Annotated in this window: 7 protein-coding genes and 1 pseudogene; 2 read left to right on the top strand and 6 right to left on the bottom strand. The window is 42.6% G+C overall.

What is annotated here, in order from left to right:
* Nucleotides 1–10: 10 nt before the first annotated feature.
* A complete protein-coding gene (locus tag Q1W14_RS01045) occupies nt 11–1,627 on the bottom strand; it encodes an ATP-binding cassette domain-containing protein (RefSeq protein ID WP_300698380.1) in 1,617 nt (538 codons plus the stop codon).
* A gap of 221 nt (nt 1,628–1,848) precedes the next feature.
* Between Q1W14_RS01045 and Q1W14_RS01040 the strand changes: the two genes are divergently transcribed.
* On the top strand, nt 1,849–2,490 hold the full coding sequence (locus tag Q1W14_RS01040) for a nucleotide exchange factor GrpE (RefSeq protein WP_300698378.1): 642 nt from the start codon (nt 1,849–1,851) through the stop codon (nt 2,488–2,490).
* 11 nt (nt 2,491–2,501) lie between these two features.
* Nucleotides 2,502–3,680: a molecular chaperone DnaJ gene (gene dnaJ, locus Q1W14_RS01035; RefSeq protein WP_300698376.1), complete on the top strand. Its 1,179-nt coding sequence runs from the start codon at nt 2,502–2,504 to the stop codon at nt 3,678–3,680.
* Nucleotides 3,681–4,109: 429 nt separating this feature from the next.
* Here dnaJ and Q1W14_RS01030 read toward each other — a convergent pair whose 3' ends face one another.
* The 5 genes and pseudogenes from Q1W14_RS01030 to galB form a co-directional block, all read right to left on the bottom strand.
* Nucleotides 4,110–7,238 carry a cyclically-permuted mutarotase family protein gene (locus Q1W14_RS01030; RefSeq protein WP_300698374.1) on the bottom strand — a complete coding sequence of 1,043 codons (3,129 nt, stop codon included), beginning with the start codon at nt 7,236–7,238 and terminating at the stop codon, nt 4,110–4,112.
* On the bottom strand, nt 7,235–7,900 hold the full coding sequence (locus Q1W14_RS01025) for an SGNH/GDSL hydrolase family protein (protein WP_300698448.1): 666 nt from the start codon (nt 7,898–7,900) through the stop codon (nt 7,235–7,237). Before Q1W14_RS01025 ends, Q1W14_RS01030 begins: the two co-directional genes overlap by 4 nt.
* Nucleotides 7,901–8,038: 138 nt before the next feature.
* A pseudogene (locus Q1W14_RS01020) lies at nt 8,039–9,328 on the bottom strand (family 20 glycosylhydrolase); the annotation flags it as partial.
* Between the two features lie 36 nt (nt 9,329–9,364).
* Nucleotides 9,365–10,999, bottom strand: a complete 1,635-nt coding sequence (locus Q1W14_RS01015) for a sialidase family protein (protein WP_300698372.1) — start codon at nt 10,997–10,999, stop codon at nt 9,365–9,367.
* Between the two features lie 161 nt (nt 11,000–11,160).
* Complete coding sequence (gene galB / locus Q1W14_RS01010) at nt 11,161–13,662, bottom strand: beta-galactosidase GalB (protein WP_300698369.1); 2,502 nt, start codon at nt 13,660–13,662, stop codon at nt 11,161–11,163.
* Between the last annotated feature and the right edge of the window lie 48 nt (nt 13,663–13,710).

The raw sequence follows: 13,710 nt of genomic DNA, 5'->3' as shown, positions 1-13,710 counted from the left end.
ACAACTTCTTTTATGCTCCGTACATACGTGCTCTCAGTTCCTTGATATGGTCTGAAGTAATGTACTCATCATATTCCATCATTTTGTCGATAATACCATTCGGTGTCAACTCAATAATACGGTTGGCAACCGTCTGTATAAACTCATGGTCATGAGAAGAGAACAGTATATTACCTTTATATGCTTTCAGGTTATTATTGAACGCCTGGATAGATTCCAAATCGAGGTGATTGGTAGGCGTATCAAGAATCAAGCAGTTGGCATTACGCAATTGCATACGGGCAATCATACAACGCATCTTCTCCCCTCCCGACAATACACTGGCTTTCTTCAAAACCTCTTCACCGGAGAATAGCATACGACCCAAGAAACCCTTCATATACACTTCATTGCCTTCGCCAAACTGACCTAACCAGTCTACCAAATTCAAATCTGTATTAAAGAAATCCGTATTATCCACTGGCAGGTATGCAGTAGTGATCGTAACACCCCAGTTGAAAGTTCCGGCATCCGGTTTTGTATTTTCATTTATAATCTCGAAAAGTGCAGTCATGGCACGCGGATCGTGAGAAAGGAATACAATCTTATCTCCTTTTTCTACATTGAAGTTAACATCACGGAACAGTACAGTACCATCATCCAATGTCTTGGTCAAACCAGAAACTTCCAAGATTTGATTACCCGGTTCACGTTCAGGAGTAAAAATGATACCCGGATATTTACGTGAAGAAGGTTTGATTTCTTCAACATTCAGCTTCTCCAACATCTTCTTACGACTGGTTGTCTGCTTGCTCTTCGCTACATTGGCACTGAAGCGACGGATAAATTCTTCCAGTTCCTTCTTCTTTTCCTCGGCCTTAGCCTTCTGGTTCTGCTGCTGACGAAGTGCCAACTGACTGGATTCGTACCAGAAGCTATAGTTACCGGCAAACATATTGATCTTGTTATAGTCAATATCTACCGTATGTGTACAAACTGAGTCGAGGAAGTGACGGTCGTGGCTCACAACCAATACCGTATGTTCAAAGTTAGAAAGATATTCTTCCAACCACATCACCGTGTCCATATCCAAGTCATTGGTAGGCTCATCCAGCAACAAGTTATCAGGATTACCATATAAAGCTTGCGCCAACATGACGCGTACTTTCTCCTTATTATTCAATTCGCCTACAAGGACGTAATGCTTGTCTTCCTTAATACCCAAACCGCTCAACAAAGCAGCAGCATCACTTTCGGCATTCCATCCATCCAATTCGGCAAACTTCTCTTCGAGTTCGGAAACTTTCAATCCGTCTTCGTCCGTGAAATCTGTTTTTGCATACAGTTCTTCACGCTGTTTCATAATATCCCACAGCACAGTATGTCCCATCATAACGGTATCCATAACTGTATAAGCATCCCACTTAAAGTGGTCCTGGCTCAAAACTGAAAGACGCTCTCCCGGTCCTAGCATAATAGTTCCTGTAGTAGCATCCAGCTCACCGGAAATAGCCTTTAGGAAAGTTGATTTTCCGGCACCGTTAGCACCGATAATACCATAACAGTTACCACTAGTAAACTTCAAGTTTACATCATTAAATAGAACTCTTTTACCAAACTGTACTGAAACATTAGAAACTGTAATCATCTGTATATTTACGATTTATTTATTTACGATTTACGATTTAACACCTGCAATTCTGCTGATTGCGGGTGCAAAGATAGTCATTTTTCTACGAATCACCCCAAGAAGCACTGTCAATGTGACATAAAAGTATTACCTTTGCACCGTTTTTAGCAATGGCAACCTTTTTGGCAAAGTTTTTGTTGATGTACACGTATTAGTAATAACTTAAACCCTGAACAGCAATGAAAACAAATCCTTTTTACAAGAACAATAAGAATAATAAGCATAAAAATATGAACCCGAAAGAAAAAGAAAACATCCAGGAAGAAGAGTTGAAAGCTCAAGCTACTCAAGACGAAGGTAATGAGGAAACTACAGCTAACGAAGCTCCTCACGAAAATGAAACTCCTTTGACTGAAGAGGAGAAGCTTACTGAAGAGTTAGCAAAAGCTAACGAACAAATTGAAGAACAGAAAGACAAATATCTGCGCCTTTCTGCCGAGTTCGATAACTACCGCAAACGTACCATAAAGGAGAAAGCAGAACTTATCCTGAATGGTGGTGAAAAGAGCCTCAGCAGCATCCTACCCATTGTGGATGACTTTGAACGTGCTCTCAAAAATATGGAAACTGCTACCGATGTAACCGCAGTTAAAGAAGGTGTAGAACTTATCTACCAGAAATTCATGTCTGTATTGGCACAGAATGGTGTTAAAGTGATCGAAACAAAAGAAAAACCGTTAGACACAGATTTCCACGAAGCCATTGCCGTGATTCCGGCACCGGATAAAGCACTGAAAGGCAAAATTCTGGACTGTGTACAAACCGGTTACACGCTAAACGACAAAGTGATCCGACATGCCAAAGTGGTTGTTGGAGAATAACATAAAACTGTATGGAAAAAAGAGATTACTATGAAGTTTTAGGCGTTGAAAAAAACGCATCAGCAGACGAAATAAAAAAGGCATACCGCAAAAAAGCTATCGAATATCATCCTGACAAAAATCCGGGAGATAAGACAGCTGAAGATAAATTTAAAGAAGCGGCAGAAGCATACGACGTACTAAGCAATCCTGACAAGCGCGCCCGTTACGACCAGTTTGGCCATGCCGGACTTGGTGGTGCTGCAGGCAATGGAGGTCCGTTTGGTGGCTTCAGTGGAGGTATGTCTATGGATGACATATTCTCCATGTTTGGTGATATCTTCGGTGGACGCGGCGGCGGATTCGGCGGAGGTTTCAGCGGCTTCAGTGACTTTGGCGGAGGTTCGCAACAACAACGACGTTATCGTGGCTCTGATTTACGTGTAAAAGTAAAACTGAACCTGAAAGAAGTAGCTTCCGGTGTAGAGAAGAAGTTTAAGCTGAAAAAATATGTTCCATGTACTCATTGTCATGGAACAGGTGCCGAAGGTGACGGCGGTGCAGAAACTTGTGCCACTTGTCATGGTAGCGGTACAGTCATCCGCAATCAGCAAACGATACTTGGCACTATGCAAACGCGTGCCACTTGTCCTACCTGTGGCGGTGAAGGCAAAATCATCAAAAACAAATGTAAAGAGTGTGCCGGCGAAGGTATTGTTTATGGTGAAGAAGTTGTCAGCGTAAATATTCCAAAAGGTGTAATGGAAGGCATGCAGCTCTCTATGGGTGGCAAAGGTAATGCCGGCAAACATAATGGTGTGCCTGGCGATCTTTTGATTCTTGTAGAAGAAGAGCAAGATAAGGATTTGATCCGCGATGAAAATGACCTGATTTATAATTTACTTCTCAGCTTCCCAACTGCTGCTTTAGGTGGTGCGGTAGAAATCCCAACCATTGACGGGAAAGTGAAAGTAAAAATAGAATCGGGTACACAGCCGGGTAAAGTACTCCGCCTACGCGGTAAAGGTTTACCAAGTGTAAACGGTTACGGAACGGGAGATTTATTGGTAAATGTCAGTGTATATGTCCCGGAAGCTCTGAGCAAAGACGAAAAGAAAGCGTTAGAGGATATGGAAGAATCAGATAACTTCAAACCAAATACTTCGATCAAAGAGAAGATATTCAAGAAGTTCAAGAGTTTGTTTGACTAGTCATCAAAGAACAGAATATTAATAACCTGATTTGATATAAGAGATAACTCATTATTTTCCGGTTATGAATTAATTCTGAAAGGAACACAAATTACACAAATAACACAGATATTGCCTTTCTGCATATCTCACTGTACACAGCGCAGCTATTTATTTGTGTAATTCGCGTAATTTGTGTTCTTAACTTTAGGTCATTATTGAATGGATTTGAGCTGAGTAAAGTATAAGTGTTCTAAGATTAAGTATCTTGCTATTTTTGCCATTGTATTGGCAAAGTTTTGCCTAGATGATGGCAAGGTTTTGCCAATGCGATGGCAAAAATTGGCACAATAATATTCATTAGTAGATTCTTCACTACGTTCAGCATGGCAAATACTACAATATCATAATTGTGGTGACATACTTATAAAGAAACAGATGCTTCCTTTATTATTCTATTTCTATTCGGGTTATTTCCTGAGTACGGATTCCCGGCTTCAACTCTCCATTAATAGAGAATACATCGCCATTCCAAACAACTGCAGCTGCACCTGCACGAGCGGTATAGGGAGTACAAGCTATCGTTTGCCACTGCTGCTGACGAGTATTATATGCAAGAATACATTTATTGAAACGATACCACTCTGCCGGATGCGACAAATAGTCGGGTACAGGAACTTGAAGTGCCTGCAAAAATATGTCTTTATGGACGCCGCCCATGCAAAGTATCAGGCTATCACCCCATGCAACAGCAGTTCCACCTCCCAAAGACACCGCATCGCCCGAGTTATTGACCGGAGCAGCCAACGATGTCCATTCACCGGAAACAGGTGAGTAAATATATCCATCAACCGAAAGAGAAGCAGGACGTCCCTCTACCGGAGCAGCAAAGCCACCCCATAAGTAGAAACATGGCTGACCATTGGCATCCAATTGAACAGCACTTACCGGTTGTACGCGAGGAGAGCCCGGGAAAGCTGGAAGTTCTTTCCATCCTTCGGAAAGCCGTTCGGTATTCAGACAATAGAAAGCATTGGAGGCTTTTCCATTCTTATTGCCTCCGGCAATATAGAGTGTATTGCCCAATATGGCACCTGTCATATTATCCAGCGTACAAGGCAGGGAGGGAAGAGTTTCAATCTCAGCTTTCTTATTCTCAATCCGAATGCGATATACTGTTGTCAATGCTCCCTGTTCATTCATACCTCCTGCACAAATAACTCCATCAGAAGTCGATACAGACACTCCATAAGCTACAGGTTGCGGGAGTTTTCCTATCTTCTTCCAAGATAAAATGGAGCCGGTTGAAGTTTCGGCTACATAGATATCCTGATAGTATTTCTTAGTACCTCCATCTTTGGCTAGTGTCTTAGGAAAATTACATCCGCCTGCCAATAATAACTGCCCATCTACCGTACCGGCAAAGCAGGCAGATACACCTTTGGCAAAATCCTTGTCGCTCTTTGGAAAGCCCGGAATCTGCTGTATCTGACGAACTGTCATAAAATCAGCAGGAGCTACTGCACGAAAAGTTGATGCAGGCAATCCGGCACCATTAACTAAATTGGCTCGTGTAAACGGCTGCCATCCATAACGTACAAAACGCGGATTCTTAATCTTCTCACTATAAACTTTCATGCAGTTATTCTCTACTTCGGCAATGGCAGGTTCATACAATCCATCAGCTTCGGCTACTTCAAATGTACATAAGGGTTTACCATCAGCACTATGCATGTCTTCGCCACAACTGAAGGAGACATATACCGCTCCATCACGAAACTCAGCACTTTGGAATAGAGGACCGGAAGGAACTACCTTCTTATACCCATATGTATCATTCAACGCCCAGCGGGACAAACGTTCGCCCACTGGTTTCTTATTAGTAGGATGAACGTCCAGTGAGTCTCCCTGGTCACTGGAAACAGCCATGCCAGTATGAGGTATAGTTTCCAAAAACCTACGCTGGCTGTCACGGAACCTAGGCCATGAGGGTCTGTCAATACTGGATAATTGTACATAATAGAATGGAAGATTCTCATTGTTCCAATTCTTACGCCAACTCTTCACCAATAAAGAGAAAAGTTTCTCGTGCGCTTCTATATTATGTGCATTCGATTCGCCTTGATACCAAATCACCCCTTTCAGTGGATATTGCTCCAAGCTACGAATTCCAGCTTCGTACAAATAGCAAGGCTCGTATGGATGACGTTGCTGAGCATCACTGGATTTTTTCACATTCAAAGCAGCACGGCCACGTACCCAATCCTGAATGAAATCGTTCTTAGTCCAGTCTCTCAATATGGCAGGAAAATCATATTCCAATGTAGATCGGTCTATCCATGCCTCAGTAGGCGAACCACCGATGGCATTACAAATCAATCCAACAGGAACTTTGAGACTATCTTGGAGCATTTTCCCAAAGTAATAAGCTATTGCCGAAAAGTTTCCTGCCGATTGTGGAGAGGCTAACTCCCAACGAGCATCGGCATAATATTGTAAATGATTCAGAGAGTCAAGTACCGTACTCTCCCACTCTACCGCATCTGTCCGCCAACGGGCTTTCATATCGAACAGGCGTATCTGATCATTGGTCGCTTGAGGTATATCTATCTTTCCTGTTCTGGATTGCTTCAGCATAAACTCCATATTCGATTGACCGGAGCACAGCCATACCTCACCTGCCATTACATCTTTATAGACTAGCTTGCTTGTACCGTCTGTTACACTCAATACGTATGGTCCTCCTGCAGCCAAAGGCAACAGTTTGACTTGCCAACGTCCGTCAGAAGCAACTTTTACTGTCTGTTTCTGACGAGCAATATTTACTGTCACCATCTTACCGGCATCGGCCATTCCATGAATAGTAAGAGGACAATTACGTTGCAACACCAGATGATCCGTATAAGTTATAGGCATACGCAGCCCTCCGAAATCTCCCGAAATAGCAGAATACACAGTCTCGGCCAATATCTTTGCACCCTCGGGAGACGGATGAACCGCATCGGGAAGCATGAAAGGATAGGGATATAAGGGTGCTTCAAAATCCATCAGTTGCACTCCGGCTATACGTGCCACATTTTCGATAGCCAACTGTATCTGGCCGCGCCAGTCGCGAGTGCCTGACTCAAAACGGGCATGACGATGAGCAATTGGAGTCAATCGGGCAATGATAACCCGACAATCCGAATTTGCTGCACGAAAGGAGTCTATCAGATTCAAGTAATCCTTGATGAAGAAGTCTTGATAGTTAGGCCAATTTCGCGGATCGGTATCATTTATTCCTAAATGAATCACGACGATATCAGCAGCAAATGCAATAGCATCTTTATAGGCCTGCTGTTGGATATAAGGACGGTGCCCTTCAGACAAAAGTGTGGTGCCGGAATGACCGAAGTTCTTTACCTCATAATCACTTCCCAGCATCTGTTGTAATTGTACCGGATAAGCTTGTGTTTCGCGATCGGGTAATGCAGCACCATAAGTAATACTATTCCCAACACACGCTACTCTTGTCTGCTTCTGTGCAAATCCTGGAAGAGCAAATAGTAATATTAAGAAAGGGATAACAATCTTTTTCATCGTTCGTCTACATAAGGTTTAACAACTTCCACCCACTTCAGATAACCTTTTCCAAGTAGATGCAGTCCGTCGTTGGTATATTCTATATTCATTTTACCGGTTGCTTTATCCACAAAGTTCGAGTAAAGATCGATATAAGTCAAGTTCTTCTGTTTGGCTAATTCCTGCAATCCTTTATTGATATCAGGAATGATTGATCCTTTGTCGGTATGTCCTTTGAACATATTGTAATGATCGGTCACCGGTAATACACTCTGCAAATAAAGTTTCGTACGTGGAGAATCTGTCTGTATCTTCTCGGCAATCAGGGTAATATTCTTAACGATACTGTCTGACGACACTCCTCTATTTACATCATTTATGCCTATCAGCAAGAATATTTTCTTAGGCTTACCGGATAGGATTGCATCCAATCGATCGTATACCCCCATCGTTATATCACCGCTGATGCCGCGATTCTTTACATTAGGATTACTGAATAATTCTCCCCACTCCGCACCATTCGTGATACTATTGCCCAAGAAGATTATATCGTTCGAAGTCACAGGCAACACCTCGAATAAAGAGGCGCGTTGTTGATAAAATGTGGAGTACTTCCGTTCCTGCGCATCGGCAGTCCATGTCATGCAACAGATTACTAATAGTAAGAAAATTCTTTTCATCATAATATTATTTTAAAACCTTTTCGGGTGAATAAATAAGTCCTTCTACTTCCCTACTTCCATCCTTAGATACAAAAACGGCACTAAACATCCATTTCACCAAGCGGACTTGAAGACTTTTAAACTGCCCGATAGGCAGTTTGAGGATTTCAGGATGGTACCATTCTTATCAAAATACTCGGTTCCCCCACCCAGCCAAGATCTTTCGGCAATAGCCAGCATATTGGGATAAAGATGATTCTCTAGCACTTGATTCCACTCTTTTTCCACTAAACGGTCATTCCAGATAGCAATAATTGTCCCTGCAATATCATCAGAACCTTGTTCTGCATTATAAATACGACTATTATACAAAGCTATGATGTCACCGAACGTATCAAAATGGTTTAAGTAATGAAATCTGGAATCAATGGCGGGAATGCCTTTCTGTGCTTTACCACGGTTGCTCCATAGATGAGTCATATCAATCTCACCGGATTGATATTTCCAACCGGGATTCCAAGAGATTACCTTTTTTCCATAGGAGCGGACAAATGCTACCATTTCAGGAACAAAATTTGGATTGGTGAACTTCACTTCGTCCGTACCGATATGAATATACGGAACATCGAATGTTTCGCATACTTCTTCCATCAGTAATTTTAGAATCTTCATCCCTTCGGGGCTTTGCATATCGTGGCGAAATGCACACACAAATGCTTCACTATGCCCCGGCATATCAAATTCGGGAATCAATAGTACGTTATGAGCCTTACAGTAAGCTACTAAATCTTTGGCCTCTTCGAGCGTATAATACTTGCCCGGCATACGAGTGGTGTTTATACTATCGTTCAGCATCGGAAATATCTTGCTTTCCAAACGCCAAGATTGGTTCTCTGTAAGATGCCAATGGAATACATTCATCTTAAAGCGAGATAACATGGCTATCTCCCGCTTCAGTTCTTCAACAGAGATATAGCTACGCCCTACATCCTGCATCAGTCCACGGATACGGAAAGCAGGCCAGTCGGTTATTTCGCAACCTTCAAAAATCACTTTCTTTCCTCGTTTCTTTTGTAACTGAGCTAACGTCTGCATAGCCCAATAAACACCATGTTCAGTAACAGCCTCAACCAGTATTTTGTCAGTGCCTATTACCATGTGGTAGGCTTCATCTTCATTCAGCGTTACCCCCGGCAACGAAGATACTAATCGGACTTCAATCATTGAATGGGATTTACTGTCAATCACACCACCTCGCTCAATAACAAAGTTTTGCCATTCGTCAAGAAGTACCGGTGAAGTAATACGGGTTTTACCCAATGCAAAGGTACCCTTGGAAGCAACAAACTTCTGCGGTTGCGGAAGCAGGTGTTCTCCACCTGCCCGAACCATAGAAATAGTACATATATTTATTAGAATAAGAACGAATAAAACGTATTTATACATTATTTTAGATTTAAGTATGTGAGATTAAAAGACTATTTACTTTACGATATCCTTCAAATTCACAGCTTGAAACGTCATGTGGGCTACACTACTTTCATAGAAAATTCCGATAGTTTCTTTATTTATCATTGACAAACAGGAATATCCCCAATTTTCATCTTCGTCCAACAGGAGCTGATGTTCGGGCAACCAAGTCACACCACCGTCCAAGCTAATCTTGATGGTGATACTATGACGCCCTTTAGTAGTATTGGGATTTGAAAATATCAGTATATCCCTGCCCAACACATTATCTTTAGCTTTCACGCTGATAATACTTGCCATACAAACAGATTCCTGTAAAGCACTACGACTGGAAACATGTTCAGTCCATGTCTTACCCAAATCTTTAGTAATCGATACTGCACGGCTTCCACCACGGTTATCGCGCATGTTCAGCATCAATACACCTGGTTCTACTTCTACTACTTGAGCTTCGGTGGTATTAGTGCGTGCATGGTTGTGTATATTCCAAGTCTTGCCACTGTCTTTGCTGTACATGATACCCGCATTAGGAATGCGGTCCGCACCAATATACTGAATGGGGAATACTAATGTACCATCGCTCATAGTAATGCCACGTCCCGGTCCCTGCAATAAGAAGTACCAAGAAGGATCTTTTACTTGTTCCGTCACATTGATAGGTTCTGACCATGTCTTTCCGTCATCCGTACTTTTGCTCATTACCAATTGTGCTGTATGATTCATATCCATTCCCGGATGCGAACTCCACCAAGCACGCTGATTACCCATTCCGTGTGTCCATGCAGCCACTATCCATACAGTATTTGTCTTGGTGTCGACCAGAATGGAAGGATCGCCCACGCCATTCTGCGCAGCAGGCAACCCGCCTGTTTCACCGAAAGCCAGAGGTAAACGCATTTTCTCCCAAGTCTTTCCACCATCCGTACTGCGGCTAAGTCCTACATCTACATGTTCCTGCAAGTCAACGCTACTATTATAGCGTACATCATACACGCCAAGTAAAGTGCCCTTGTTAGTCGTCACCAAACCGGGGATACGGTATGCGGCGGAGTTTTCATCTCCGGCATGGCGTACTCCCACACCCATACGGTGTTCGATGCCATCAGAAGAAAACATTTTTACCGGAGCTTCTTTTCCGTCCAAAATAATGGAAGTTAGTTTTGCCGTCACCTTTGCACCCAATTGTGTTCCAGGATTCATTTGTAAGCTAATCCAGAAAAAATTCACTCCGGGGAAAAGTTTCTGACCACTCTTCAGCAGTACTTCATTTTCCGGATTAGTTACTTCAGAATTCTTGATTGAATAAGAAGAGTTGGCAGCCAGAGTTTTTCCCGGCTTATGACTGGATATATATTCCACAGGAGCAAAACGGTTCTTGCCTCTATCCTGCAATGCTTCCGTACCTCCATAATAAAGTTTCACAGCATGAATATCAGAAAGTTTCACATCTTTGCCGAAACTTAAAGCCACATTGTCCAATGTCTGATTTTCTCCGGCATTTAAACGAATATAAAACAGCACATTGTCCTGTCTTTCAATCAAAATCGGAATACGCGTTTCACGAACAAATATAGAATCGCCGGCATGAATCACTTGGGTGGTGCCCCATAAAACGAGAAGGAAAAATAGGTTCAATACTTTTTTCATAATATTAATGGATTAGAAATAATAAAAGTTTTAATATTGAAAATGCAAATATAGTAAATATTTTAATTAACAACACCGAATTAATAAATATAATCAATATATAAAAACTAAATAATTCTTATTTGTTTAATACAAGAAGGGATATACTAATTTTGCATAAATTATTTGCTTTCGAGCTTCAGCACTGCTTTTTTCAGTTTCTCAGCCGTAGCTTCAAGTACGATATCTCCCGGTTTATCGGTAGTGGAGACAATAGCAGTCATCATACCGTTGAACACTTTCATTCTCGGAGTCTGAAAACTTTCCAGCGAAGCCGGATTGCCGTTGGCACCCGCACAATAAGAACCGGCACCTTTTACCTTGAAGTGAATTTCGTTTTCGGCAAGCGGACAAAGATTGCCATCTTTATCTACTACCTTTACAGTGACGAATGACAGGTCTTCACCATCGGCTTTGATGACCGTGCGGTCGGCATCTAACTCTATATGATGTGGTATACCGGCAGTATGTACCTCTTTCTCGGCAACAGCTTTTCCATCTTTGTCATAAGCAACCACCTTTATGCTGCCCGGTTCATATTTAGTGTCCATCCACATCAGGCGATAACGTTGCTGACGCTTGAAGTCTGCCATAGAAATCGAATCCCGGCTATTTTCCACCGTTACAGACATATCCTTGCTACGCTTACCCTGACTTTTGCCATTAATGAAAAGTTCGGCAGACGGATAATTGGTATAGACAAAAACCGGAGTCACTTCTCCTTCTCTGCCTTTCCAGTTCCAGTGCGGGAGGATGTGCAATGTCTCTTCTCCAGAATTCCAATGACTGCGATAGAGATAAAAACGATCCTTAGGCAGTCCCGCAAGGTCAATGATACCGAAAAGAGAGGAATGGCTAGGCCAGTCTGTATAGTAAGGAGTAGGCTCTCCCAGATAGTCAAAGCCCGTCCATACAAACTCTCCGATACACCAAGCATTATCTTCATGCCATATCCAGTCATCCTCCGGCAAATTACTCCAGCCACAATGTTCCACATCATAAGAAGAAGACTGATGATCAGGATACTTCTGCATGGAACGACGCTTCACAGGAAACTTGTACACTCCGCGGGAGCTGATTGTAGAGGCTGTCTCACTGCCTAAAATGATACATTGGGGAAGTTTATTATAATTTTCCTGATATTTATGAGGACGATAGTTGAAACCCGCTACATCCATTACAGCCGCCATGTTATTATTCACTACGGCATCCGGAGCATCCATGCCTTGAGTAACAGGGCGTGTAGGATCTTCGCGGTGGCAAATATCCTGAAGCATGCGTGAGAGTTTCGGACCACGGTTACCGTTCCACTGGTCGGGCACTTCATTTCCAATACACCACATCACTATACTCGGATTGTTGCGGTAGTGACGAATCAGATTCACCAAATCCTTCTCTACCCACTCATCGAATATCTTGTGATACCCGTTTTGTACCTTAGCACCTTTCCATTCGTCAAAAGACTCTGCCATCACCATCATACCCATTTCATCGCAAGCACGGATCAGTTCGGGAGCAGGCATATTATGAGAAGTACGGATAGCATTGCAACCCATATCTTTCAGAATCCTAATCTGGCGACGGATGCCCGCCTCATTGGCTATACCACCTAAAGGTCCCAGATCGTGATGGTTGCATACCCCCTTGAACTTCATCATCTTTCCATTCAGGAAGAAACCCTTTTCAGGAATAATCTCCAGGGTACGAATACCGAAACGAGTAGTATATTCATCCTTCAATACATTCCCCTCATATACCTTAGTTTCTGCCGTATAGAGTACAGGAGTATCGGGCGACCACAAAGAAAAATTATAAAGCGTAAAATTCTGATTGAAGAAAGTGGCATCCAGCTTATCTCCCGGTCTGTCATCCGAAGACAACATACGGCCATCCGCCCCTTTAATCTGAGTCACGATACGATAATCTGATATTTTTTTCCCGGCAGGCATCACCAGTTCTGTTTTCACATTGACTCTGGCAAATCCCTCTTCCACTACCGGGGTGGTCACTACGGTGCCCCATACAGGAATATGCACATCTTCATTGATGACAAGATGCACGTTACGATAAAGTCCTGCACCCGGATACCAACGTGAAGACTCCGGTTCGTTTTCCAAGCGCACAGCAAGCGTGTTCTCCTCCTTTTCTTTCAGGTAAGGAGTGGCATCTATAGAAAAGGAATTATAACCGTAAGGCCAATAGCCTGCTTCCAATCCATTGATATAAACACGGGCATGGCTCATGGCGCCATCAAACACCAAAGTGGCCTTTTTGCCTGTCATGGAAGCAGGAGCCTCAAATTTCAAACGATACCATCCCACACCGACAAAAGGCAAACCACCAGTACGTCCAGCATGTTCCATCGCTTCCTTCTGTCCGTCCTGAGTAATGGCTACACTCTGCTTATCATTATGGATACTGAAAGGCCCGTAAATAGCCCAGTCGTGCGGCACCGTCACCGATTGCCATTTGGTATCATCGTAAAATTGCCGACTAAAATCTTTGCTGTCTTCACGGGTAAACTTCCATCCTTTCTTGAAAGTCTGTTCATTACGTACCTGTGCCTGAAGTAATAAAGGTATAGCCAACATTGGAATAACTGCAAGTTTCAATATTCGATTCATATCATTATCTTTTATTATTTTCCTTTCATTTAAAGTATTTTTATTTCA

It is taken from the genome of Bacteroides sp. (genome assembly GCF_030151085.1).
Taxonomy (GTDB): Bacteria; Bacteroidota; Bacteroidia; order Bacteroidales; family Bacteroidaceae; genus Bacteroides.
This window is presented reverse-complemented; position numbering and strand designations above follow the sequence as displayed.